Raw genomic sequence first — 25,277 nt, 5'->3', positions numbered from 1 at the left:
TTATCCTAAGTGTTCACCAAAATCCTGCTGCACCTTTGCTCTTATTTGTTTTATCTCCTGCTCTTTCTCTTTAGGAACAATCATTAAAACATCTTTTTCGTCGATAATTATATAATCCTTCAAGTCTTCAACGACAACCACTTTTCCGGAAGCCGAACTAATAATATTTCCGGTAGATTTATTTGCAAGAAGTTTCACGTTAAGAGCAGCATTTTCATTTTCATCCTTATCCACTTCATTGTAAAGAGAACCCCAGGTCCCCAGATCATTCCAGTCAAAAGAAGCTGAAATGACAAATATGTGCTCCTCCTTTTCAAGAATCCCGTAGTCGATCGAGATATTTTCTGCTTCAGGATAATTTTTCTTTATAAAATCCTTTTCTTCAGAAGTATTAAAAACGGCGGTACCTTCTGAAAATAACCGATGCATCTCAGGAAGATTTCTTCGGAAAGAATCAAGGATAAAGGAAGCATTCCAGATGAAAATTCCGGCATTCCAGTCGTAGTTACCCTGGGAAATAAAGTTGCGAGCTACTTCAATGGAAGGTTTTTCAGTAAAATTTTGAACAGATTTTATCTTCTCCTTACTGTCATCATACTGAATATAACCATATCCGGTATTGGGAAAAGTAGGTTTTATCCCCAAGGTAAGTATTTTATCTCCTGTACGGCACGCATCAAAAGCAAGGGAGACGTCATTGGCAAAAGCATCCTCATCTTCTATCCAGTGATCGCTGGGTGCCATGATCATCACCGCATTACTATTTTTCTTATAGATCTTGAGAGCTGCGAGTAAAACCGCCGGGGCAGTATTTCTCATTTCAGGTTCAAGGACTATTTGATCACTTTGTAGCTGCGGTAATTGCTCCTTTACAAGTTGATCGTATATCTCATTCGTAAGGATGATAATATTCTCTGCAGGCACTAATTTATTCAATCTTCTATAGGTTGTCTGGATCAACGTTTCGCCCGTACCCAAAAGATCCCGAAACTGCTTGGGATGTCTTGTTGTACTCACGGGCCAAAACCGGGACCCAACCCCTCCTGCCATCAAAACCGCAAAATTATTCTTATCCATGATGCTGCATTTAAGATGATTAATTAGCTGCCTTAAGCAACTCTACTTCTGCGTTAGGCTGAAACAGATACACCTTTCCTGTATTCACCTCCACACATTCATATCTTTTTACCCTCTTCACTCCTTTTTTAAAAACCTTTCCGTTATAAATCCTAAAAGTACTGCCTTGCGGAACTTCAAAAATGTAATTTTTATCATTGGGCTGATCAAATCTTTTTAAAGCTACCGCAAGATGCGCATCTGTATCACTGCTCGCCTTCGGATTCCTGAAATGCCTTGCAATATAAGGTAACAATTCCGTCGGAAATATTTCAGGTCGTATAAACGGCAACATCAACTTCTGAAAAGTACTTTTCCATTCAATTCCGTGAGGTTTAATTAATCTACCATACGATTCAAATGCAAGTAAATGCGCAATTTCATGAACGAGCGTAATTAGAAAACGGTATTTATTTAAATTAGCATTAACGGTGATTTGCTGGGTGCCATCCGGCATTCTCCGGTAATCACCATGTCTTGTTTTCCTTTCATTAACAATCTTCAGGTGGATATGATTTCTTTCTATCAGCCCAAAAACGGGCTCCACTGCGTGACTGGGAATATATCTTGCTAAAATATCTTTCATTCAATTAAGGGGTACTATTGGACACCTGTAGTAACTTTCCGTTGTAATATTTATTTCCGGTCAAAGAAAAATGACCAATATATGCTGCCATTTCTTTAGCCGAAGTAGGCGCTTTATACCCGGGAAAGGCCTCTTCCAGCATTTCTGTTTGTACAGCTCCAAGAGCCAGTACATTAAAGGATGGTCCGTTTCCTTTATATTCTTCTGCGAGTAATTCTGTAAGGGTAATGACCGCACCCTTGCTGGAACTATAGGCCGAAAGTCCCGGAAACTTCACGCTTCCCTGAACTCCGCCCATGCTGCTCACCGTTACCACATGACTCTTGGAAGTCATCACCGGCAAAAGTTGCTGAATAAGACACGCCACGCCAAAAACATTTGTTTTATAGACATGCTCGAATTCTTCTTCCGTAATTTCAGCAAAAGCTTTGTTTACTATAGCCCCTGCATTATTGATAAGAATATCTACTTCTCCCCAGGTTTCCTTTACAAAATCTGACACAGCTTGTAATTGCGCTCTTTTAGTAATATCACAGGAGAGACTATGTACGTTTTTAAGGTCAAGATTTTTTACCGGTTTCTCATTTCGTGAAATTGCAAGCACGTGGTGTCCTTCTTTAGCAAAATATTTTACCAACTCCAATCCTATTCCCCTGCTCGTACCCGTTATAACAACCTTCTTCATTACTCGTTCATTTTGATTTCTTTTGTCGGGGTGTTTGCCATCCTCGCAATCCCAGGAATGATCTCTTCTATCAGCTTTGTCATATGCCCGGCATCCATAAGTTCAAATTCATCATCTACATGATGATAATACTCATAATTGGTAAAATCAAACGTGGAAATCGTCTGCGCTGGAATCTCAAATTCCTGATAAAATGGATAATTATCACTTCTCCTGAAAAGACTGTATTCCTTAGCCTGAGGTAAAAAACCCACCACCTCAGCTCCTGCATATTCATTGAACTTTTCAGCCAGATTGGATAATTCGTATCCTGTCAAATAAGCAGAATAACTTTTGTCCTTCATAGGTACCCCAATCATTTCGATATTAAACATTACATAAAGATCAATGTTCTCCCCACTAAGTTTCTGAGCCAGATGAGAGGAACCTACCAGTCCCAATTCTTCGGCTGAATAAAGAGTGAACAGAATACTTCTTTTTGTATCCATATCTGCAAAGTATTTTGCCAGTTCCAGGACGGCAGTAGTCCCTGAAGCATTGTCATTGGCCCCGTTAGCCAAAGAATCGTTCCCAACGGTTTCCCCCTGCCCAATGTGGTCATAATGTGCTCCAATAATGATAAATTCATCCTTCAGCTGCGGGTCTTTTCCTTCTTTGAACCCCACGACATTATATCCGGTAGTTCCTTTGGTTTCAAAAGAATCCCTGTAAGTTTCAAAATAGGGTTTAATATTATTCTTTCTGAATATGTTTTCAATATAGACTGCTGCTTTTTCAATTCCTTCGGAACCTGTATTTCTGCCTTGCAGCTCATCTGAAGCCAGGTACTGAAGTGTTTCAGAAACCTCCGATTCTACAACGCTAACTTCTCCTGAAAAATTCTCTGATCCTGATTCTTTTTCGGCAACCTCTTTTGGCTGTCCGCAACTCAGGAAAAGCGAACAAGTAAATAAAAAGAAGACTGACAATATATTTTTTCTCATAAAGCTAAAGATAAAAAAATCCCACAATTGAGTGGGATTTTGATATTTATAATTAAGTATGACAGCATTATGCTAACATTACCACCGGGTTTTCAAGATATTGCTTTAATGTTTGAAGAAAAGCAGCACCAGTAGCTCCATCTACAGTTCTGTGGTCACATGCAAGTGTAACTTTCATTGTGTTTCCAACCGCAATCTGCCCGTTTCTCACTACCGGTTTTTCAACGATAGCCCCTACTGAAAGAATAGCAGAGTTTGGCTGATTTATAATACTGGTAAATTCTGTGATCCCGAACATTCCCAGATTGGAAACCGTAAAGGTACTTCCTTCCATTTCCTTTGGCTGTAGTTTCTTATTTCTTGCTTTTCCAGCAAGATCCTTCACATTTGCACCAATTTGAGTCATACTCATCTGGTCGGCAAATGGAAGCACAGGAACCACAAGGCCTTCATCTACAGCAACGGCAACTCCCATGTGAATGTGTTTTGCAATTTTCGTGCTCTCACCTGTCCACTGAGAATTTACGCGCGGATGCTTTCTCAATGCCATAGCAGATGCTTTGATCACCATGTCATTAAAAGAAACTTTCACGTCTGGTAATTCATTGATCTGTTTACGGCTTGCCATTGCATTGGCCATATCCACTTCAATGGTAAGATAGTAGTGAGGAGCATTGAATTTTGATTCTCCAAGCCTCTTCGCAATGGTTTTACGCATTTGCGAATTTTTAACTTCTTCGAAACTCTCTTCTCCTGCAGGAACGTATGGCTGAACTGCAGCTTTCGCAGGTTCACCTTTTTCAAGACCAGCCTCCTGCTTTTGAGCAGCTGCCGGTTTTTCTGAAGGTTTAAAGTTTTCGATATCTTTCTTAACGATCCTGTTATTCTCACCAGATCCTTTTACATCTGCAAGATTAATCCCTTTATCTTCTGCCATTTTCTTAGCTAGAGGGGAAGCAAATATTCTTCCTCCATCTTTAGAAGTGGTATTAGAAGTTGATTCTTTTTCAGTTTCTTCAGAAGGTTTCTCTTCCTTCTTTTCTTCAGATTTTGCAGGAGAAGTAGATTTCTTCCTTCCTCCACCTTGCAAAACAGCAGAAACATCGGTTCCTTCCGGCCCAATCACCGCAAGAACACTGTCTACAGGAGCGGTTTCTCCTTCTTCAATGCCAATGTGCAGTAATGTACCCGAATAAAAAGATTCGAATTCCATTGTAGCCTTATCGGTTTCGATTTCAGCAAGGATTTCTCCTTCTTCTACTTTATCTCCTTTTTTCTTCAGCCAGGAAGCAACAGTACCCTCCTCCATAGTATCACTAAGACGAGGCATTTTAACTACTTCTACACCTTCAGGAATTTCACCGGCACCGGTTACTTCTTCCTCATCACCTTCTTCCTGCTTCTTCTCTTCTGTTTTTTCTGCTTTTGCTTCTTTAGCTTCAGAAGTATCCTTTTTTTCATCGGAAGAATTTCCATCGAGCAAGCCCGATATGTCTTCGCCTTCCTCACCAATAATAGCCAGAAGAGTATCAACAGGAGCTGTTTCTCCTTCCTCTATCCCTATATGCAGCAGCGTACCTTCATGGAAAGATTCAAATTCCATGGTCGCTTTATCTGTTTCGATCTCTGCAAGGATATCTCCCTCTTCTACTTTATCTCCTTTTTGCTTTAGCCACTTTGCAACAACACCTTCTTCCATAGTGTCGCTCAAACGCGGCATGTTAATTACTTCTGCCATAGCTTAGTCTAATTTATGGGATAAAAACGGATAATCTTTTTGTTCGTACACTACATCGTACATCACATTTTTGTCTGGATAATCAGATTCGTCTGCGAACTTCTCACATTCAGAAACAAGATCTTTTACCCTCTTGTCGATTTCTTTGATCTCCTTATCTGTAGCGTATTTATTTTCTTTAATGATGTCCTTCACCTGGGTGATAGGATCGATCTTCTGGTACTCGGCTACTTCATCCTTGGTACGATATTGCTGCGCATCACTCATGGAGTGACCACGATAACGATATGTTTTAAGCTCAAGGAAAGTAGGCCCTTCTCCTTTACGGGCACGTACAATGGCTTCATCTAAAGCTTCGGCCACTTTCTCCGGATTCATTGCATCTACAGGACCACAAGGCATATCATAGCCTAACCCAAGTTTCCAGATCTCAGTACTCTTTGAAGTACGTGCAACAGAAGTACCCATGGCATATCCATTATTCTCAACACAAAAAACAACCGGCAAATTCCATTTCACGGCCATGGTAAAGGTTTCATGAAGCGAACCCTGTCGAGCAGCTCCATCCCCTAAGAAGGTCAGGGTAACTGCATCTCTTTTGAAATATTTATCGGCAAATGCAAGACCGGCACCTAAAGGTATTTGCCCTCCTACAATCCCGTGACCACCATAAAAACGGTGTTCTTTAGAAAATATATGCATAGAACCACCTAATCCCTGGGAAGTTCCTGTCTTCTTACCATAAAGTTCAGCCATCACCCTTCTTGGATCAACACCCATTCCAATTGGCTGAACGTGATTCCTGTAAGCAGTGATCATCTTGTCTTTTGATAAATCCATGGCGTGCAAAGCCCCTGCAAGAATAGCTTCCTGGCCATTGTAAAGGTGTAAAAATCCTCTAACTTTTTGCTGAATATATACTTGAGCAAGTTTATCTTCAAACTTGCGCCAAAACAGCATGTCCTCATACCACTTTAAATACGTGGCTTTTGTGATTTTTTTCATTAACTACTAGTTTTTAATTTGCCAAGCAAAAGCTCAGGCCAAGCGAAACACAAAAGTACTATTTTCAAGATGAATTGAAAACAGTTTTAGGTGTAAAAAATAAGAAAAAGACTATAAGAAAGAACTATCAAAAATCAAGGGAAGTAAATCTGATATAGAATTAGCTTTTACCACCTTTCCTGTCTCTCCCATAAAGTAAATCTCAATTGGTGTTTCCTGTTTCATTTCATACTCTGCGATAGCCTGCCGGCAGGAGCCACAAGGCGGGGTAGGAATTTTTACAGTGTGCTTATCAGACTTAGCAGAAAGTGCGAGCTTAATGATCTTTGCTTCAGGGAATTTTGCCCCTGCGTAAAAAATGGCAGTACGCTCGGCACAAAGGCCGGCAGGATAGGATGCATTTTCCTGATTGCTGCCGGTAATGATCTCTCCATTATCGAGCAATATAGCTGCACCTACACTAAACTTTGAATATGGGGAATACGCCTTATCCCTGGCCGTAAATGCATCTCCCATCAAGGCCTTAACATCTTCCGGTAATTCATCAATACTTTTATAAATATCAAGATCTGCAGTGATTGTAAATTTTTCCATGTTATATAAGATAAAAAAGACCGCGCAAATATGATTTGCAACGGCCTGTTTAGTTTTTAAATGTTATAAGTTTTTTCTAAAAATATCCGTTGTCATATTGATCCCCGAAATTGAATGTTAACCCAAACCTTAAAGTTCCTTCAAGAGGACTCACAACATCTGAGGTAGAAAACAAATAAGAAACGTCAATATTCACCATGGTATATTTAAATCCGGCACCAAAAGACAAAAACCTTCTGGAACCCTTCTCTTCGCTTTCATTAAAATACCCGGCTCTTAAAGCAAAAGCATCTTCATATACATACTCTGCCCCTAAAGCCCAGGTTACTTCTTTAAGTTCTTCACTAAAACCATCGGGTGCATCTCCAAAAGATTTAAAGATACCTTCAATAGCCCCAATATCATTATACTCCCTGTTATCCTCTGCATCTATTTGCCCGTCGTTATTAAAATCCTGAGGCGTAGGCACCAGCAATTTATTAAATTCGACGTATGTTCCAATCCTGTTTGAAGCATCAAGAATAAAGTCAAAACCCCCTCCTAATTTAAAGTTAGTAGGAATAAAATTTTCCTGTCCGCCTTCATCATATTTTATTTTAGGGCCAATGTTTGAGATGTTCGCACCGGCTCTCCACTGCCCGTCAAAAGAATCAAAAAAGATAAGATTACTTTGATAAAATGCCGCTACATCCACCCCGAAAGAACCTGCCGCAGTAGCGTCTGGATCTACGGGAGCTAGTTTAAGGTCCGACCTTAAGTAACGCCCCGCTACTGCCATAGAAAAGTTCTCACTAAGACGAAGGGAATAAGAAAGATCAAACGTAAATTCATTAGGACTTAAGATAAGGGGAAGGTCATCTGGAAATTCCCTGGCTTCAATATTACCCAAACTGAAATATTTAAAACTTGCAGCAAAAGCACTTCTTTCGTCGATCCTGTTATAATAGGTAATGTTTCCAAGGAAAATATCATTTACTAATTCACTTAAGTATGGAGTATAAGTAACTCCAAATCCGTGTTCATTAGGTGCAAAAACATATTTTGCGGGGTTCCACTGCTGAGAAAAGGCATCCACCGGGGTTGCAACACCCTGGTCTCCCATCCCTGCCGCACGAGCATCTGCCGCAACCAGAAGGAAAGGCACTGCTGTAGTTATTACTCTATCCTGTTCCTGCGCCAGCGCTTTGGCATTAATCAATAAGAAGCCACTTATTAATAAGAGTGAAAATTTCCTCATAGAATAATTTAAATATCAACAAATATATCTGAATTCCCGCTACAAAATAACCAAATTACAGAAATTCTCCACTTTCTTAGTGTATAACGCACTTTTTACTATAAACTTGTGTATCTTTTAATCTTTTCCTACAAATCCTTACAGCATCGAATAGGATCCTCCAAACCACTGCCCACGCAGCTTTTCAGAAAATCTATTTTAAAAATGATAAAAATTTGACGTACAACCTCTTTTACAGCCATATAAGATTTGAACAAATTCGAAAAAAACAGCTACTTTTGTCCCATCTTAGTTAATAGGTATTAATTTTGATACAAAGGATTAAAAGTAAAAAGTGGGTTTTATTAAAATAATAAACCGTAATTCATAACGTTAGTTATGGATTTACAGGATATTACAGTATTTCAAATCCTCTGTAATATTCTTGAAAGTTTGACGTTAATTACTATATTGCAAAGCCAAAAATTGCTACAAAAGATACTGTGAATATGAGAAATAAGGTTGCTGTAAAAGCATTTTTCGCCATCGCATTAAGCGCCGGCTTATTAAGCTGTAACAACTCTAGGGATTACAAGAACAACTCCCGTGCTACGGGCTGGGATATTAATTCCAAAGATGGTGGCTTCAACTACAATGCAGATTTCAAGGAACAGGAAGCAGGTCCCGGTCTTATTTTTGTTGAAGGCGGAACTTTTACAATGGGAAGAGTTCAGGATGATGTAATGCACGATTGGAACAACACTCCTACCCAACAACACGTACAGTCATTCTATATGGATGAAACAGAGGTTACAAATTTAATGTACCTCGAATACTTAGATTATTTAAAAAGAGTATACCCTCCAAGCGAAGAAAGGTACCGCAACATTTATCATGGTGCTTTACCCGATACATTAGTATGGAGAAACCGGTTAGGCTACAATGAGACCATGACTAATAACTACCTGCGCCATCCCGCATATGCAAACTATCCTGTAGTTGGGGTTAGCTGGATACAGGCAGTTGAATTCAGTAAATGGAGAACCGACAGGGTGAATGAGCTACGACTGGAAGAAGAAGGGATTACCCAGAAAGGCGCACGTATGGAAGCCGAAGCCGGACAAACTTTCAATACAGAAACCTACCTAAATACTCCAACCCAGGCTTATGGAGGAAATGAAGAAATTTTACGTGGCGGGAATAATTCAGATAGATATACTCAGGGAGACAGTACCGGCCTTTACGTACAACGTAAGCACGGAATCCTTCTTCCGGAATACCGACTTCCTACTGAAGCCGAATGGGAATATGCAGCACTTGCCATGGTTGGCATAAGAAGCTACAATGCATACCGCGGAAGAAAAAAATATCCATGGGATAGCCAGTACACCAGATCTGGAGATGCTACAAGTCGTGGCGACCAGATGGCAAACTTTAAGCAAGGTGACGGAGATTACGGCGGAATTGCGGGATGGAGTGATGACGGTGCCGATATTACTGCAGAGGTAAAATCATACGAACCTAATGACTTCGGACTTTACGATATGGCCGGAAACGTTGCAGAATGGGTATTAGATGTATATCGCCCTATAGTCGATGACGAATTCAACGATTTCAACTATTACCGCGGAAACATCTACACAAAACACTCCATTACCGAAGATGGCACCATCAAGGTTTTGGGAGTTGACGAAATCCAGTATGATACATTGAGTAACGGAAGAATTGTCGCAAGAAACCTTCCGGGGGAGATTGCTACAGAACCTATCACTGAAGAGGACACTTACCTGAGACCAAATTTTTCAGAAAGTGACAACAGGAATTTCCGTGACGGAGACAAAAGGTCTTCCAGAAATTATGGTTCTTTTGCAGAAACCGAAGAACCTTCGCAAAGAATGTACAACTCACCAATCCATACTGCAAGTATTGACAGTGCAGGCGGACGTAGCCTTCAGTACGATGAAACATCAGGAAGAACAACCCTTATCGATGACAACGTAAGAGTATACAAAGGAGGCTCCTGGAGAGACAGAGCTTACTGGCTCGATCCTGCACAAAGAAGATATTTCCCTCAGGATATGGCTACAGATTATATTGGATTTAGAAACGCAATGTCGCGCGTAGGATCCAAATCACAGTCAAAAAACAAGACTGCAAGAAATTAATTGCATATTTAAATAAATTCAGAAAAGCCCTAATTGATTTAGGGCTTTTTTTATAGCTTTATTTTCATGAAAATTGAACAGATACATGAGCTTTTCCTGAACAGCTCCGGCGTTAGTACCGATACCCGAAAAATCAATCACAATAGCATCTTCTTCGCACTTAAAGGAGATAACTTCAATGGAAACAGCTTTGCCCTGCAGGCCCTTGAGAAAGGAGCTTCTTACGCATTCATTGATGAGCAACCTGTCGAACAAAACAGTCGGCTCATCCTGGTACAGGATGTTTTAACAGCACTTCAGGAACTTTCCACCTTTCATCGGATTTACCTCAACACACCAATAATCTCCCTTACCGGAAGCAATGGCAAGACCACTACCAAAGAATTAATCAATGCAGTGCTTTCAAAGAAATATAAGACTACCGCTACTGTTGGCAACCTTAATAACCCCATTGGAGTTCCTTTAACACTCCTTTCCATGACCAGAGAAACTGAAATTGGAATTGTTGAAATGGGCGCCAATCACCAAAAGGAAATTGAATTTCTATGCGGAATAGCCCAACCCGACTATGGTTATATCACCAATTTCGGAAAAGCACACCTGGAAGGTTTTGGAAGCGTGGAAGGAGTAATAAAAGGTAAAAGTGAACTTTATGATTTCCTCAAGCAAAACAATAAAACTGTCTTTTTAAACTACGATGATCCTATTCAAAAAAAGCAATTTGATTATCATAAAACATATAGCTTCGGAAGTTCCAAAGAAGCCGATCTTCAAATTCAGTTTCCAATGGGATCAGATTACGCTTCAATACAGTACAATGACCTGAAAATAGAATCTAATCTTATCGGAGCATACAACGCAAAGAATATGGCCGCTGCTTTTTCCATCGGAAAATATTTTGATGTTCCTGAAGATCAAATTAAGGCCGCTATTAAAGAATACACTCCCCGGAATAATAGATCACAAATCATCCAGAAGGGCAGCACAAAGATAATCCTTGACGCTTATAATGCAAATCCCACAAGTATGGTCGCGGCGATAGAAAATTTTGAAAACCTAAAAGGAGCTTCAAAAATAGTATTTCTGGGAGACATGTTTGAAATGGGAGCACAAGCCGCAGACGAACACCAACAGCTGGTAAATAAAATGGAAGCATCGAACATAGAAAAGGTCATTCTGCTTGGCGAGAATTTTCATAGAACGACGACAGCTACAGAAAAGATCCAGAAATTCAAAAATTTTGAAGATTTCAAAGCTGCTTTTAATCCCAAGGAAACAGAAGGGAAATTTCTGCTGATAAAAGGCTCAAGAGGTATGGCCCTGGAACGGATTGTCGATTTATTGTAATGAACAACCTCTGAAATTTCAGGACGGGACAAATCTTAAAATCGAAAAGGCCTCCAAATGGAAGCCTTTTCTTTTGTGGGCAATGAGGGATTCGAACCCCCGACCCCCTCGGTGTAAACGAGGTGCTCTGAACCAACTGAGCTAATTGCCCCAATAAACTTTCTTTTAGTAGAACCGAAGTTCTTCTGTCATTCTGTGGGTGATACTGGGTTCGAACCAGTGACCCCTACCTTGTCGAGGTAGTGCTCTGAACCAGCTGAGCTAATCACCCTTTTTCAGGATTGGAATTAAAAAACAATCCCTCTCTAAATATAATAAAAAAGGCCTCCAAATGGAAGCCTTTCTTTTGTGGGCAATGAGGGATTCGAACCCCCGACCCCCTCGGTGTAAACGAGGTGCTCTGAACCAACTGAGCTAATTGCCCCAATAAACTTTTGAACTTTCGCTTTCTTCAAGTGCTAGTCTCTCTCTGAATGCGGATGCAAATATAGACTACATTTTTATTTATGCAAAGAAAAAAATTAAAAAAATTAAATTATTTCAGCAACCGTAAAAGTGCTGCCGCCAACGTAGATAACATCCCGCTCACCGGCTGCTTTCAGAGCAGATCCGTAAGCTTTTGAAACCGAAGAATATGACCGCCCTTTTAACCCAATTTCCCCAGCTTTTTCTTCCAAGATTTCAGCATCAAGACCTCTGGGGATATTTGGTCTGCAGTAATAAAAAGTTGCAAAATCTGGCATTAGGGGAAGAACAGCCGATAAATCTTTATCGTTGACCACTCCCAAAACTATATGCATATTCTCAAATTGTTCCTCCTGCAACTGTTTCATCGCATAAACAAGACCTTCCCTGTTATGTGCTGTATCGCAAATCACTTTAGGATTAACCTGCAGCACCTCCCAACGACCCCGCAGCCCGGTATTCCTTACAACGTTTTTCAGGCCTTTTTCTGCCGCTTCCGGGATGATGTTCCAACCATTCTCCTTCAGCACTTCTATTGAAGCCAGGACAGTTCTTATATTCTTTTGTTGATACGTACCTTTAAGATCAGTTTCTACTATCTTGCCGCTATATTCTTCAGCTAAAAAAAGCGGAGCATTAAATTGCGCTGCCACTTTTCTAAAAACAGGAAGGGTTTCGAGATGAGTTTCACCAATTACTACAGGGACTTCATTCTTGACAATTCCGGCCTTTTCGCCGGCAATCGCTGCCAGGGTATTCCCCAGCATAGCTGTATGATCAAAGCCAATATTGGTGATTACAGAAAGTTCCGGATGAATGATATTGGTGGAATCCAATCTTCCGCCCAGCCCCACCTCAATAACAGCAACATCTACTTGTTGAGCAGAAAAATATTCGAAAGCCATTCCTACCGTCATCTCGAAAAAAGAGAAGTTCCTTTCCTCCAAAAATGCTTTGTTTTCAGAAATGAAATTTGTAACTGCATTTTCACTGATTTCTTTTCCGTTGATCTTTATCCGTTCCCGAAAATCTTTAAGGTGCGGAGAAGTATATAATCCGACTTTAAATCCTGACTCCTGCAATACTGAAGCCAGCATATGAGAAACAGAACCTTTTCCATTAGTACCTGCCACATGAAGTGTTTGAAACTTCTTGTGCGGATCTTGTAAATGTGCTGAAAGTTTTTCAATATTGGATAAGTTTACCCTGTACGCCTTGCTTCCCAGCTGCTGATACATGGGTAACTGCTGAAACATCCAGTCAACAGTTTCCTGATAGTTCATCAATATTATTCTGAAAGTTTGAAGTTGTAGATAATTGTCCCCACTTGTTTGGAGGGAGCATTGTCATCGCTGTTGAACCTGGTAGCAAGCGCAGCCCTTCTTGCAGGATCTGTCAAACAGGAGGCATTATTGGTAGTTCCTTTAACACCGGGTATTGCTCGTGTCACCTGCCCGTTCTGGTTTACTTCTATCTGCACTACCACAATCCCCGATTCGTTACAATCCTGAACAAATTTCTCTTTATTCAAAGCTCTTCTGCCTCCAAGACGGTAATTCCCATCACCATCAAGCCCGGAACCGTTCCCGTAATATGCACTGGCATTAGGATCTCCGTTTGGATCTCCTTTGTCTCCGGCCTGATTATCGTTTCCTTCCCCACCTGTTGCACTGCCGTCATTTTCGGGTCCGTTAAGGATACTGCTTAAAGCATCTGTAGTCGATTTATCGGGTTTTGGTTCGGGTTTCTTGGCAGGTTCTTTTGGCTGCTCTTTTACCGGCTCCTGCTTCTTAACAACAGGCTCTTCTTTTTTCTTCTTCTCAATAACCGGTGCATCAGAAATTTCTGAAGTTACTATTTCTTCCTGCACATTTGATTCTACCGGAGTAACTTCTGGCCGTGTTTGTTGAGGCGCAGATTGAACCGGCTCGGTTGGCTGGTCGACACCCGAACCGACTTCAGAAGTGCCGAAGTTTATAGCGATTCCGCTTTCCGGCGGCGGGTCCAGATATTTAAATCCGAAGAAAAAAAGGATAAGGATCAACAACACGTGCAACACTACCGTGATGGCAAATGATTTTCTTTCGTGTTGTGTCTCTAGATATTTCACTTTTTCAGAAATTATAATTTATTCCGGTCTTACCGCAAGAACGATCTTGTATCTGTTCCTATTAGCAATGTCCATAACATTTACAGCATTTTCAATAGGAACTCCTTCTTCTGCTCTTAAAATAATGGTTGGATCATCCACCCCTCCAAGTTTACTCTTCAATCTTTGTTCCAAAGAGCTTGTGCTTACCCTTTCATCATCAATATACACCTGCAGGTCTTTTGTAATACTCACGGATACATTTTGTACAGAGGTGGTTTTCCCTTTTGCTTTTGGCAGGATAAGATCAAGCGCCTCCGGCGTTATCGACGGCGAAGTAAGCATGAAAAAGATAAGTAATAAAAATACGATATCTGTCATGGAACTCATGCTGAATTCCGTACTTATTTTATTTCTGCCTCGTAAGTTCATATTATGCTGGTTCGTTTAAGAGGTCAAGGAAATCTACTGCTGTGGCTTCCATTTGGTGTACTACCTTATCGGTTTTTACTACCAGGTGGTTGTATCCTATATAAGCAACGATCCCTACAATTAATCCGGCAACGGTTGTTGTCATTGCAATATAAATACCTTCTGCCAAAGCTCCCATTTCTGCCTGTCCACTACTGGTGGCCAGCTCATGGAAAGCGATTACCATTCCTATAACCGTTCCCAGGAAACCTATCATAGGTCCTACCCCGGCAATACTCGCCAGTATACTAATATTCTTTTCAAGTTTGTAAACTTCAAGCCTTCCCGCATTTTCTATGGCAGTATTTATATCCTCCAGCGGACTTCCAATACGGTCCAGACCTTTGGCAGTAAGTCTGGCTACAGGAGAATTTGCCTGTGCACATCTCATTCTTGCCGATTCTATATTTCCGTTTAATACACTGTCCTTTATCTGGTTCATAAAGTTACTGTCGGTTTCCGAAGCCGCTTTAATCGCAAAAAGGCGTTCAAAATAAATATACACCGCCACGAAGAGCATAATAAAAAGAAGGGCGATAATGACCTGCCCTGCAATTCCGCCACTTAAAAAAAGATCAAATAATGAGAGGGTTTTTTCTTCGACTATAGGTTCTGCAGTCTGGGCGCTTTCTGCCAATCCATCCTCCTGAAAAAAATGTAGCATATGTAGTTCTTGGTTTTTTATTTAAACGTGGTAAACTTATTTTAATTGTATTTCTTGGTCTTCAAAAAGATACGGATCTTTGATTATACCAATTGTTTCAGCGCAATTTCAAATGCAGTCCTGCTAATATTGGTTTTGCTGCTGTTGTGATCAAACGTATTTCTAATGGCATTTTTTATAGTTATAGAAGTATCATTAAAAATAGCTTCATCTGTCATTTGCACCCTTCGTTCCATGAAATATGCAAATACACGCGCCATTCCGCAGTTGGAAATAAAGTCGGGAATAAGACTTACCCGTTCATCTGTATATTCCATAATAGGTCCAAAGAAAATTTCTTTGTCGGCAAAAGGAACATTTGCGCCACAGGAGATCACTTCAAGTTTGGTCTCGATCATTTTGGTGATCTGATCTTTAGTAATTAGCCTTGAAGCTGCACACGGAGCAAATATTTCGGCCTCCAGCGTCCATATTTTTTCATTCACCTCTGCAAAAGGAATCATTTGATCACTTTTCAACGTGTTTCCTTCTTTATTAAGAAAAAGATCTTTTACTTCTTCAAAACTGAATCCGTCCTCTTTGATCAATCCTCCTGCTCTATCGATGATCCCAACAATCTTCGCGCCCATTTGCGCCAGATAATAAGCTGCTGCAGACCCTACGTTTCCAAATCCTTGAACAATGGCTCTTTTTCCTTTGACATCGCCACCATAGATCTCGTAATATTGTTTTACAGCCTCGGCTACCCCATAACCAGTTATCATATCGGCTACCGTATATTTCCGGGAAACATCGGGAGAATAATTCACATTTTCCAGAACCTTGATCACACCCTGTCTTAACTGACCTATCCTGTTGATCTTATCTGCTTCAGAAGGTTGAAAATGTCCGTTAAAAACCCCTTCCTGCGGATGCCAAACACCACAATCTTCGGTAATAGGAATTACTTCATTGATCTCATCCACGTTCAGATCACCTCCGGTTCCGTAGTAACTTTTCAGAAGCGGGGAAACGGCTTTATACCATCGCTCCAAAACCCCTTTTTTGCGGGGGTCGTTAGGATCAAAATTAATTCCGGATTTTGCTCCACCAATGGCAGGCCCCGAAACGGTAAATTTCACCTCCATGGTTTTAGCAAGAGACAACACTTCATTCATATCCAACCCCTGTCTCATTCTGGTTCCTCCGCCGGCTGCACCACCACGCAGGGAATTAATAACCGTCCAGCCTTCTGCCTCGGTTTCGGGGTCTTTCCAGTTAAAAACTAATTCAGGATCTTTATCTTGATATAAATTCAGTAATTCTTTCATTATTTATTTTAATTGCTGCACAAATATAAAAAACTATGTATGGTGAAAGTTGAAATCAAAATATATTTTAAGGAGTGAAAATGTTTCCGGAAGAATGGTTTTTTGAAGCACCCGTAACACTACTTAATACATTCACCTCGTTTCTCAATCTCAATACTCCCAAAAAGCCAAAAATCAACGCCTCTTTAAAGTTGACCACCTTTGGAGACGGAATCACAATCTCATTTTTTGTCCTCTTCTTTATTTGATCCATTAAGAATCCATTGAAGGCTCCCCCACCGGTCACCAAAACTTTTGAGGCAGGTTTATTATCAAACATTTCTGAAATCTGAATAGCCGCATGCAACGTATAGGTATTTAAAAGTGTTGGAATACTGTCCTTATTATTAAGCATCGGAAAGATATGCTTATTCACCCACTCTATACCTAAAGATTTTGGCGGTTTTTGAAAATAGAACTCAAGCGCATTTAATTGCTGAAGAAGGGCTTTATCTGTAGTCCCTGAAGCGGCTATTTCTCCATTTCTATCGTAGGCAAGATGGAGTTCCGCGGCTAGAAAATTCAGAACCGTATTCACAGGGCAAATATCATAAGCCACCCTTTGACCATTTAAAACCGTAGAAACATTTGCGAAACCGCCAAGATTGAGGCAGTATTGATATGCCGGAAAAAGTAGTTCATCTCCTATAGGTACCAGCGGAGCTCCCTGCCCTCCCAGCTTTACATCCTGAACCCTGAAATTACAAACAACTTTTCTCCCGGTAAGTTGTGCAAGCTCCGGAAGGTTGCCAATTTGAAGAGTATATCCGTTTTCAGGTTCATGTTTTATGGTATGGCCATGACTGCAAATAGCATCCAATTCCTTAATGTTGTTTTTTGTCAGGAAACCTGAAATGGTTTCAGCCAAAAATTGTGTGTACTGCTCATCGAGTTCATGTAGTTGCTGGTCATTATAAGAAATAGCTTCAGAAAGCCTTTTTTGCCACTCTGCTGGGTATGCCAGCGTATCGGCAGTAATGATTTGATATTCCCAGGAATCTCTAAATTCAAATTGAATAAAAGCCAGGTCAATACCATCCAAAGAAGTCCCGGACATTACCCCGAGCACATCGTATCGTATTTTTTCCATAAATGTAAAATTAGCCAATCTTAATTGAAAATATGCCTTCAAAAAGGTATCTTTGATCACAAAAATTTACATTTTTTAAAATTTAAGACCTAATGGATTTCAAGCTAACAGAAGAGCACTTAATGATAAAGGAAGCAGCACGTGACTTCGCAAAGAATGAATTGCTGCCGGGAGTAATAGAAAGGGACGAAAAACAGGAATTTCCTAAAGAACAGGTAAAAAAAATGGGGGAACTTGGTTTCCTTGGAATGATGGCTTCACCGGAATATGGCGGCGGCGGTATGGATACGGTTGCGTATGTTCTTGCCATGGAAGAGATTTCAAAAATCGATGCATCGGCCTCGGTGGTAATGTCTGTGAACAACTCGCTGGTTTGCTGGGGACTCGACACCTACGGAAACGAAGAGCAAAAAAAGAAGTTTTTATCAAAACTCACCACCGGCGAATCTATTGGAGCCTTTTGTCTTTCTGAGCCGGAAGCCGGAAGCGATGCTACTTCTCAGAGAACTACCGCAATCGATAAAGGAGACCACTACCTCCTTAACGGAACCAAAAACTGGATTACTAACGGAAGTACTGCAGATTTCTATATTGTAATTGCCCAAACAGATGTGGAGAAAAAACACCGCGGCATCAATGCTTTTATTATAGAAAAGGGCTGGAAAGGTTTTGATATAGGACCAAAAGAGCAAAAACTGGGGATTAGAGGAAGTGATACACATTCTTTAATGTTCAACGATGTGAAAGTTCCAAAAGAAAACAGGATAGGTGAAGATGGCTTCGGATTTAAATTTGCCATGAAAACCCTTTCCGGAGGACGTATTGGAATTGCCGCACAGGCCCTGGGGATCGCAGCAGGTGCTTACGAACTGGCCAAAGAATATTCTAAAGTAAGAAAAGCTTTTGGCACCGAGATTATGAACCACCAGGCGATTGCCTTTAAACTGGCCGACATGCATACTTCTATCGAAGCAGCCCGACACCTGGTAATGAAAGCCGCCTGCGATAAAGACAATGGTGAGAACTATGATCTTTCGGGCGCAATGGCGAAGTTATTTGCTTCCAAAACTGCCATGGATGTCACAATTGAAGCCGTCCAGGTACATGGAGGAAATGGTTATGTAAAAGAATATCATGTAGAAAGATTGATGCGGGATGCAAAAATAACCCAGATCTACGAAGGAACTTCAGAAATTCAAAAAATAGTAATTTCAAGAAGCATTCTTAAGGATTAAAGAAAACATAAAATATATTTTTCCAAGCCCGATTTTTTCAAGTCGGGCTTTTTATTTGTCATAACTGCTGCTGAAAGATTCGTAATCTGAAGCCTTACAATTCCGAATATATGAATTTAGCGCAAAATAAATAATAGTATTGCATTTCTTCCTATGAAACAAAGGTTATGCTTCGTATTATACATAGAATGTTATATTTTAGTGAAAATAATATAAGCAGAAAGATATATGAAACCAGGAAAGCAAGGGCTTTATTCGCCCGAATTTGAACGTGACAACTGTGGCGCCGGATTTATTTGTAATTTAGAAGGAAAGCGTACAAATGATATTATTCACAAGGCGCTAGATATATTAATAAGACTGGAACACCGTGGCGCTGTTAGTGCAGATGGAAGAACAGGAGATGGAGCAGGAATTCTGATTGAAATTCCTCATGATTTTTTCAGGAAGAAATGCAGCTTTGAACTACCCGAATTTCAGGAATATGCAGTAGGAATGGTCTTCTTTCCACCTTCCTCAAACCAGCGCAACATCTGTAAGGAAATATTTGAAGAAGAAATTAATAAACAGCAGCTCCAAATTATTGGCTGGAGGGAAGTTCCTGTAGATAAAACCTGCCTTGGAAGCATTGCTGCATTAACCGAACCCAATGTGCAACAAATCTTCATTGGGAAAGGAGAAAAAGAGATTTCGGACAGGGAATTCAGCGCCAGGCTCTTCACTTCCCGAAAAATTGCCGAACACAGAATAGAGAATTCCGGACTTTCTGAAGCATCCACTTTCTACCTTACCAGTTTATCTACCAATACCATTATTTACAAAGGTCTTTTAATGCCTCAGGATATTAATGTCTACTATCCTGATTTGAATGATCCAGAAGTAGTGACCAAGCTTGCCTTGGTGCATCAGCGTTTTTCCACAAATACTTTTCCTAGCTGGGATTTGGCGCAACCCTTCAGGTACATGTGCCATAATGGTGAGATTAATACACTTCGCGGAAACTTAAGCAGAATGAAAGCACGGGAAGAACTTTTCAAAAGTGAGCTTTTCGGAGATGAGAATATAAAAGAAATTTTACCAATTACTTCCGAAGGCAAATCAGATTCTGCTTCCATGGATACTGTACTGGAGCTTCTGGTACAAACAGGCAGATCCTTACCTGAAGCAATGATGATGATGGTCCCCGAAGCCTGGGAGAAAAATCCTTCCATGGCAGAAGAAAAAAAAGCTTTCTATGAATACAATTCCTGCATCATGGAGCCCTGGGATGGCCCTGCTTCTATCCCATTTACCGATGGGAAATATATAGGTGCCTTACTCGACAGAAATGGACTTCGTCCTTCAAGATACACCCTTACAAAAGATGGCTATGTGGTGATGGCTTCAGAAACAGGGGTTATGGATATAGCACCTGAAAATGTGGAGCTGCACGGCCGCTTGGAACCGGGAAGAATGTTCCTGGTAGATATGAATGAGGGGAGAATAATTGGAGATGAAGAAGTAAAAAGAAAAATTGTTACCGAAAGGCCTTACCAGAATTGGCTGGATGAACATTTACTTCAGCTGGCAGATGTGCCATATACGGGAAACCGCACTCCTATAGAAAAAGTGGATTTTCTTACCCGCCAAAAGCTCTTTGGCTATACTATTGAAGATATCAAAACCATTATTAGCCCCATGGCTACCCTGGCAAAGGAAGCTACCGGTTCCATGGGAACAGATACACCTTTAGCTGTTCTTTCAGACAAACCGCAATTACTCTTCAATTACTTTAAACAGCTGTTCGCCCAGGTGACGAATCCACCCCTGGACGGCATCAGGGAAGAAATTGTTACAGATATAAGCCTTGCTATTGGGGAAGACAGAAATCTTTTTGATATAATTCCTGAGCAGTGCAAAAAGCTAAGGATTCAGAATCCGGTGATTTCCAATGAAGATCTTGACAAGATAAAATACATTGATGAGCCGGGCTTTAAAGCAGCATCGATCTCCATACTATATGAAGCCGACAAAGGCCTGAATGGATTGGAAACCCGCCTGGATGAAATGATCCTGGAAATCACCGCAGCGGTAGACAGTGGCTGTAATATCATCATCCTGTCAGACAGAAATGTGAATCCGGAGCTAGCTCCAATTCCGTCATTGCTGGCCTGTTCATTCGTTCACCATATGGTGAAAAAGCACAACAGAAGGTCTTCTTTTGGGATTGTCATCGAATCTGCCGAACCCAGGGAACCCCATCATTTTGCACTTCTGTTTGGATATGGTGCTAGCGCTATTAATCCATACATGGTGAACGAGATTATTCATAACCTGGTGGTAGAAAAAGAAATCCCTGTAGGAGATCCTGAAGAGGCCGTAGAAAATTTTAATACTGCAATAGGAAAAGGGATCATCAAGATCATGAATAAAATAGGAATTTCTACCCTTCACTCCTATCGAGGTGCCCAGATCTTTGAGATTCTTGGGCTAAATCAGAAATTCGTGGACAAACATTTCTGCAATACCCCCACAAGAATAGAAGGTATTGGATTATACGAAATAGAAAAAGAAATTCAGGAGAGATACAAGAAAGCTTTTAAACCATCGGAAACAGGTACAGATCTGGAACTGGAAATTGGAGGAGATTACCGCTGGAGAAGAAACGGAGAACGGCATATGTTCAATCCCGCGAGCATTGCCAAACTTCAGCAGGCTGTCAAACAGAACAACCCGAAAAGCTATGAAGAATATTCTCAGTTTATAAATGAGCAGAGTAAGAATTTAATGACCTTACGAGGAATGTTCAGGTTCCGAGATCTTAATCCTATTCCTGTAGAAGAAGTAGAACCCTGGACAGAGATCGTAAAAAGGTTTAAAACGGGTGCCATGTCCTTTGGTTCCATAAGTAAAGAGGCCCACGAAAATCTGGCAATTGCCATGAACAGGATGCAGGGTAAAAGCAATTCGGGTGAAGGCGGTGAAGATCCCTCAAGATTTCACAAAAGCACGGACGGAAACTGGCGGAATTCTGCTATCAAGCAGGTGGCTTCTGGAAGATTTGGCGTCTCCATAGATTATCTTACCAATGCCCAGGAGATACAAATAAAAATGGCTCAGGGGGCAAAACCGGGAGAGGGAGGACAGTTACCGGGTCCAAAAGTAAATCCGGATATTGCTAAAACCAGAAATTCAACCCCTTATGTCGGATTAATTTCACCACCACCACACCACGACATTTATTCTATTGAAGATCTTGCCCAGTTAATTTTCGATTTGAAGAATGCGAACCGAGAAGCCAGGATCAATGTAAAACTTGTATCAAAAATAGGTGTCGGAACCATTGCTGCCGGTGTCGCAAAAGCAAAAGCCGATGTAGTACTGGTATCGGGTTATGATGGAGGTACGGGAGCATCTCCTTTAACTTCCTTACGACATGCAGGTCTTCCTTGGGAACTGGGAATCGCAGAAGTGCAACAAACCTTGCTTTTAAACGACCTTAGAAGCAGGATTGTTGTAGAATGTGACGGACAGCTAAAAACTGGTAGAGACGTCGCTATTGCTTGTTTACTGGGAGCCGAAGAATTCGGATTCTCTACCGCTCCGTTGGTGGCTTCGGGCTGTATTATGATGCGTGCCTGCCATCTTAACACTTGTCCTGTAGGCATCGCAACACAGGATCCGGAATTACGAAAAAATTTCAAGGGAACACCAGAGCATGTGATCAATTTCATGTATTTCGTAGCACAGGAATTAAGGCAGATCATGGCCGATCTTGGCTACCGAACCATTAATGAAATGGTGGGGCAAAGTCAGAAACTTGATATGAACAAGGCTATAAAACACTATAAAGCACAGGGGCTGGATCTTTCGAACATCCTCTACAAACCGAATATTGATAAGGATATGCCACTTTACAATACGGCGAAGCAGGATCATAAGTTAGACGATGTGCTTGATTTTGAGATTTTGAGAAGGGCACATCCAGCCATTTATAGAAAGGAAAAAATGGTACTGAATTTCCCTATCAATAATATTAACAGGACCACTGGAGCTGTTCTAAGCAACGAGATCACAAAGATTCACGGAGCAAAAGGTCTTCCGAAGAATACTTTAACCTTAAATTTTTCAGGATCTGCTGGCCAGAGCTTTGGTGCTTTTGCCACAAAGGGACTCACCTTAAATGTGGAAGGCAATACTAATGATTACTTCGGAAAAGGTCTTAGTGGAGCTACTCTAACCGTCAGAAAACCTAAAGAAGCGACTTTTAAATCCAATGAAAATGTAATCATTGGAAATGTGGCACTATATGGCGCCACCAATGGCGAAGCCTATATCAATGGTATAGGTGGTGAACGTTTTTGCGTGAGGAATTCAGGAGCTAAAGCAGTTATTGAAGGAATTGGGGATCACGGCTGTGAATATATGACCGGTGGTGTGGCAGTCATTTTAGGAACAATAGGAAGAAATTTTGCTGCAGGAATGAGTGGCGGAATCGCGTATATCTATAATCCTGAAAAAAATATAGACATGCACAATTTCAATATGGAAATGATAGGCTTTGAAGATCCTTCACAACATGACAAAGACGAATTGAAGAAATTAATTAAAAACCATCTCCTTTATACCGAAAGTGATGTGGCCAGGGAGATCCTTAAAAACTGGGAGGTGACATCAGGAAATTTCATGAAGATTATGCCTACTGAATATAAAAAAGCATTAAAAATACTGGAAGAAGAAAGAATGGCAAAAGAAGAAGTAGAATTAAAAACAGCATAAAAATGGATAAATTAAGAGGATTTCTGAAATATGAACGCAGAGAGGAAGACACCATTGCTGTTCCGGAAAGAGTGAAAAATTACAGTGAGTTTAGCAAAGAACTCAGCAATGAAGAATTAAATGAGCAGGGAGCACGATGTATGGACTGCGGAATTCCATTTTGCCACAGTGGATGTCCGCTTGGCAATCTTATTCCCGACTTTAATGATGCCGTATATAAAAATGAGTGGCAAAAGGCCCTGAAAATTTTACATTCCACAAACAATTTCCCCGAGTTCACCGGAAGGTTATGTCCTGCACCATGTGAATCTGCTTGTGTATTAGGTATTATAAAACCTCCCGTATCCATTGAACTTATTGAAAAGTATATTCCGGAAAGAGGTTTTCAGGAAGGCTGGATAAAGCCAGATCCGCCTGCACACCGCACCGGAAAAACGGTTGCCGTGGTAGGTTCTGGTCCTGCAGGACTAGCTGCAGCTCAGCAATTGAACAGGGCCGGGCATACAGTGACTGTCTTGGAAAGAGATAAGAAAATTGGGGGTCTGCTAAGATATGGAATCCCGGATTTTAAGCTAGAAAAGAAAATCATTGACCGGAGACTGGCGGTTCTGGAAGAAGAAGGAATTAAATTTCAAACGGAAACAAACGTAGGAATAAATTATTCCGTAGAAAAGCTGGAAGAGTTTGATGCCATTGTGCTTTGTGGTGGTGCCACCGAAAAAAGATCACTACCAATACCGGGGGCAGACGCAAAAGGAGTAGTCCAGGCAATGAATTTTCTTAAGAAAAATAATGAGGTGGTCGATGGTATTGCTGAACCAACAGAAGAATATTCGGCCGAAGGTAAACATGTAATTGTTATAGGAGGTGGCGACACAGGATCTGATTGTGTGGGAACCTCTAACAGACATGGCGCTAAATCTGTGACAAATTTCGAAATAATGCCGATGCCCTCCACTTCCCGGACAGTTGAAAATCCTTGGCCATACTGGAGCTTTACATTAAAAACAACTTCTTCCCATGAAGAGGGAGTAGAACGAAATTGGAGTATAGCCACCAGAAAATTTATTACCGACGATCATGGCCATTTAAAGGCGCTTGAAACTATTGATGTGGAGTGGGTCAAAACAGAAGGAAGAGCACCAAAGCTACAGGAAGTCCCCGGAACAGAAAAAGAATGGCCATGTGAAATGGCTTTATTAGCCCTGGGTTTCACCGGACCAGAAAATACCTTGAGTCAGCAATTAGGTCTTGAAGTCGATACAAGAACAAATATAAAGGCTGATAAATACCAGACCAATGTTCCAAACATTTTTGCTGCAGGTGATATGCGTAGGGGACAGTCTTTAATCGTCTGGGCCATCTCTGAAGGACGGGAAGCCGCTAGAAAAGTTGATAAATATTTAATGGGGAAAACCGCATTACCCACTAAAGGAAAAGGAGATCTACCGGCGGCATAGTTAGATCACCTAATTAGAAAAGCAGCCTCCTATGGGCTGCTTTTTTATTTATGGTGATGTAAGAAAAGACTAAAAACCATTAGACTAAAACCATTTAAAGCTCAATGCCACTCGTACTACTTCTATTCAAAGGACTTCCCCTCCTTGAGCAGGGGCACCTGCAGGCCGGGCTGGTTTTACTACAAAAAAAAACCCTTCATCAAATACATGATGAAGGGTTCTAAAAAAAGGCGGCGACATACTCTCCCACTGGATGCAGTA

The 25,277-nt window shown here is 40.9% G+C and carries 19 protein-coding genes and 3 tRNA genes; 5 read left to right on the top strand and 17 right to left on the bottom strand.

Translation table 11 applies throughout. The features are described 5' to 3' along the window. From IE056_RS11515 to porV, 8 genes are all read right to left on the bottom strand, one after another. A complete protein-coding gene (locus IE056_RS11515) occupies positions 1 to 1,077 on the bottom strand; it encodes a mannose-1-phosphate guanylyltransferase (RefSeq protein WP_189604864.1) in 1,077 nt (358 codons plus the stop codon). 19 nt (positions 1,078 to 1,096) lie between these two features. After that, complete coding sequence (locus IE056_RS11510; protein ID WP_189604863.1) at positions 1,097 to 1,702, bottom strand: SprT-like domain-containing protein; 606 nt, start codon at positions 1,700 to 1,702, stop codon at positions 1,097 to 1,099. A 4-nt stretch (positions 1,703 to 1,706) separates the two neighbouring features. Then, complete coding sequence (locus IE056_RS11505; RefSeq protein WP_189604862.1) at positions 1,707 to 2,387, bottom strand: SDR family NAD(P)-dependent oxidoreductase; 681 nt, start codon at positions 2,385 to 2,387, stop codon at positions 1,707 to 1,709. Further along, positions 2,387 to 3,370: a M28 family peptidase gene (locus tag IE056_RS11500; RefSeq protein ID WP_189604861.1), complete on the bottom strand. Its 984-nt coding sequence runs from the start codon at positions 3,368 to 3,370 to the stop codon at positions 2,387 to 2,389. Before IE056_RS11500 ends, IE056_RS11505 begins: the two co-directional genes overlap by 1 nt. 67 nt (positions 3,371 to 3,437) lie before the next feature. After that, positions 3,438 to 5,108, bottom strand: coding sequence for a pyruvate dehydrogenase complex dihydrolipoamide acetyltransferase (locus IE056_RS11495; RefSeq protein WP_189604860.1), 1,671 nt, complete (start codon positions 5,106 to 5,108; stop codon positions 3,438 to 3,440). Positions 5,109 to 5,111: 3 nt separating this feature from the next. Then, the gene (gene pdhA, locus IE056_RS11490) at positions 5,112 to 6,113 is read right to left on the bottom strand and encodes a pyruvate dehydrogenase (acetyl-transferring) E1 component subunit alpha (protein WP_189604859.1); all 1,002 of its coding nucleotides are present in this window, start codon (positions 6,111 to 6,113) and stop codon (positions 5,112 to 5,114) included. 111 nt (positions 6,114 to 6,224) lie between these two features. Next, positions 6,225 to 6,707 (bottom strand): cytidine deaminase, encoded by a 483-nt coding sequence (gene cdd, locus IE056_RS11485; protein ID WP_189604858.1) that lies wholly within the window; start codon positions 6,705 to 6,707, stop codon positions 6,225 to 6,227. Positions 6,708 to 6,783: 76 nt separating this feature from the next. Continuing rightward, the gene (gene porV, locus IE056_RS11480; protein ID WP_189604857.1) at positions 6,784 to 7,944 is read right to left on the bottom strand and encodes a type IX secretion system outer membrane channel protein PorV; all 1,161 of its coding nucleotides are present in this window, start codon (positions 7,942 to 7,944) and stop codon (positions 6,784 to 6,786) included. 488 nt (positions 7,945 to 8,432) lie between these two features. On the opposite strand from porV, the gene gldJ reads away from it, so the two are divergent. Continuing rightward, positions 8,433 to 10,088 carry a gliding motility lipoprotein GldJ gene (gene gldJ / locus IE056_RS11475; RefSeq protein ID WP_189604856.1) on the top strand — a complete coding sequence of 552 codons (1,656 nt, stop codon included), beginning with the start codon at positions 8,433 to 8,435 and terminating at the stop codon, positions 10,086 to 10,088. 66 nt (positions 10,089 to 10,154) lie between these two features. Continuing rightward, positions 10,155 to 11,435 carry a UDP-N-acetylmuramoyl-tripeptide--D-alanyl-D-alanine ligase gene (locus IE056_RS11470; protein ID WP_189604855.1) on the top strand — a complete coding sequence of 427 codons (1,281 nt, stop codon included), beginning with the start codon at positions 10,155 to 10,157 and terminating at the stop codon, positions 11,433 to 11,435. A gap of 76 nt (positions 11,436 to 11,511) precedes the next feature. Here IE056_RS11470 and IE056_RS11465 read toward each other — a convergent pair. The 9 genes from IE056_RS11465 to IE056_RS11425 form a co-directional block, all read right to left on the bottom strand. After that, positions 11,512 to 11,586 (bottom strand) — tRNA-Val (locus tag IE056_RS11465). A 45-nt stretch (positions 11,587 to 11,631) separates the two neighbouring features. Further along, positions 11,632 to 11,706, bottom strand: a tRNA-Val gene (locus IE056_RS11460). Between the two features lie 78 nt (positions 11,707 to 11,784). Next, positions 11,785 to 11,859, bottom strand: a tRNA-Val gene (locus IE056_RS11455). Positions 11,860 to 11,965: 106 nt separating this feature from the next. Then, complete coding sequence (locus IE056_RS11450; protein WP_189604854.1) at positions 11,966 to 13,183, bottom strand: bifunctional folylpolyglutamate synthase/dihydrofolate synthase; 1,218 nt, start codon at positions 13,181 to 13,183, stop codon at positions 11,966 to 11,968. A 5-nt stretch (positions 13,184 to 13,188) separates the two neighbouring features. Next, on the bottom strand, positions 13,189 to 14,010 hold the full coding sequence (locus IE056_RS11445; protein WP_189604853.1) for an energy transducer TonB: 822 nt from the start codon (positions 14,008 to 14,010) through the stop codon (positions 13,189 to 13,191). Positions 14,011 to 14,028: 18 nt separating this feature from the next. Then, a complete protein-coding gene (locus IE056_RS11440; protein ID WP_189604852.1) occupies positions 14,029 to 14,421 on the bottom strand; it encodes an ExbD/TolR family protein in 393 nt (130 codons plus the stop codon). A gap of 1 nt (position 14,422) precedes the next feature. Next, positions 14,423 to 15,124 (bottom strand): MotA/TolQ/ExbB proton channel family protein, encoded by a 702-nt coding sequence (locus tag IE056_RS11435; RefSeq protein WP_189604851.1) that lies wholly within the window; start codon positions 15,122 to 15,124, stop codon positions 14,423 to 14,425. An 83-nt stretch (positions 15,125 to 15,207) separates the two neighbouring features. Then, a complete protein-coding gene (locus tag IE056_RS11430) occupies positions 15,208 to 16,434 on the bottom strand; it encodes a Glu/Leu/Phe/Val dehydrogenase dimerization domain-containing protein (protein WP_189604850.1) in 1,227 nt (408 codons plus the stop codon). A 67-nt stretch (positions 16,435 to 16,501) separates the two neighbouring features. Then, positions 16,502 to 17,563: an anhydro-N-acetylmuramic acid kinase gene (locus IE056_RS11425; RefSeq protein ID WP_189604849.1), complete on the bottom strand. Its 1,062-nt coding sequence runs from the start codon at positions 17,561 to 17,563 to the stop codon at positions 16,502 to 16,504. 92 nt (positions 17,564 to 17,655) lie between these two features. On the opposite strand from IE056_RS11425, the gene IE056_RS11420 reads away from it, so the two are divergent. From IE056_RS11420 to IE056_RS11410, 3 genes are all read left to right on the top strand, one after another. Continuing rightward, positions 17,656 to 18,798 carry an acyl-CoA dehydrogenase gene (locus IE056_RS11420; protein WP_189604848.1) on the top strand — a complete coding sequence of 381 codons (1,143 nt, stop codon included), beginning with the start codon at positions 17,656 to 17,658 and terminating at the stop codon, positions 18,796 to 18,798. 228 nt (positions 18,799 to 19,026) lie between these two features. Continuing rightward, positions 19,027 to 23,556: a glutamate synthase large subunit gene (gene gltB, locus IE056_RS11415; RefSeq protein WP_189604847.1), complete on the top strand. Its 4,530-nt coding sequence runs from the start codon at positions 19,027 to 19,029 to the stop codon at positions 23,554 to 23,556. Positions 23,557 to 23,558: 2 nt separating this feature from the next. Then, positions 23,559 to 25,016 (top strand): glutamate synthase subunit beta, encoded by a 1,458-nt coding sequence (locus IE056_RS11410; RefSeq protein ID WP_189604846.1) that lies wholly within the window; start codon positions 23,559 to 23,561, stop codon positions 25,014 to 25,016. Positions 25,017 to 25,277: the final 261 nt, after the last annotated feature.

The organism is Salinimicrobium marinum, from assembly GCF_014651535.1.
In the GTDB taxonomy this organism is placed as follows: domain Bacteria; phylum Bacteroidota; class Bacteroidia; order Flavobacteriales; family Flavobacteriaceae; genus Salinimicrobium; species Salinimicrobium marinum.
The sequence above is the reverse complement of the archived record's forward strand: the minus strand, read 5'-3'. Positions and strand labels throughout refer to the sequence as shown.

Bases quoted from the DNA above. Each gene is read 5' to 3' on its own strand.
- IE056_RS11515 (WP_189604864.1), bottom strand. From the start codon at position 1,077: ATGGATAAGAATAATTTTGCGGTTTTGATGGCAGGAGGGGTTGGGTCC.
- IE056_RS11510 (WP_189604863.1), bottom strand. From the start codon at position 1,702: ATGAAAGATATTTTAGCAAGATATATTCCCAGTCACGCAGTGGAGCCC.
- IE056_RS11505 (WP_189604862.1), bottom strand. From the start codon at position 2,387: ATGAAGAAGGTTGTTATAACGGGTACGAGCAGGGGAATAGGATTGGAG.
- IE056_RS11500 (WP_189604861.1), bottom strand. From the start codon at position 3,370: ATGAGAAAAAATATATTGTCAGTCTTCTTTTTATTTACTTGTTCGCTT.
- IE056_RS11495 (WP_189604860.1), bottom strand. From the start codon at position 5,108: ATGGCAGAAGTAATTAACATGCCGCGTTTGAGCGACACTATGGAAGAA.
- pdhA (WP_189604859.1), bottom strand. From the start codon at position 6,113: ATGAAAAAAATCACAAAAGCCACGTATTTAAAGTGGTATGAGGACATG.
- cdd (WP_189604858.1), bottom strand. From the start codon at position 6,707: ATGGAAAAATTTACAATCACTGCAGATCTTGATATTTATAAAAGTATT.
- porV (WP_189604857.1), bottom strand. From the start codon at position 7,944: ATGAGGAAATTTTCACTCTTATTAATAAGTGGCTTCTTATTGATTAAT.
- gldJ (WP_189604856.1), top strand. From the start codon at position 8,433: ATGAGAAATAAGGTTGCTGTAAAAGCATTTTTCGCCATCGCATTAAGC.
- IE056_RS11470 (WP_189604855.1), top strand. From the start codon at position 10,155: ATGAAAATTGAACAGATACATGAGCTTTTCCTGAACAGCTCCGGCGTT.
- IE056_RS11450 (WP_189604854.1), bottom strand. From the start codon at position 13,183: ATGAACTATCAGGAAACTGTTGACTGGATGTTTCAGCAGTTACCCATG.
- IE056_RS11440 (WP_189604852.1), bottom strand. From the start codon at position 14,421: ATGAACTTACGAGGCAGAAATAAAATAAGTACGGAATTCAGCATGAGT.
- IE056_RS11435 (WP_189604851.1), bottom strand. From the start codon at position 15,124: ATGCTACATTTTTTTCAGGAGGATGGATTGGCAGAAAGCGCCCAGACT.
- IE056_RS11430 (WP_189604850.1), bottom strand. From the start codon at position 16,434: ATGAAAGAATTACTGAATTTATATCAAGATAAAGATCCTGAATTAGTT.
- IE056_RS11425 (WP_189604849.1), bottom strand. From the start codon at position 17,563: ATGGAAAAAATACGATACGATGTGCTCGGGGTAATGTCCGGGACTTCT.
- IE056_RS11420 (WP_189604848.1), top strand. From the start codon at position 17,656: ATGGATTTCAAGCTAACAGAAGAGCACTTAATGATAAAGGAAGCAGCA.
- gltB (WP_189604847.1), top strand. From the start codon at position 19,027: ATGAAACCAGGAAAGCAAGGGCTTTATTCGCCCGAATTTGAACGTGAC.
- IE056_RS11410 (WP_189604846.1), top strand. From the start codon at position 23,559: ATGGATAAATTAAGAGGATTTCTGAAATATGAACGCAGAGAGGAAGAC.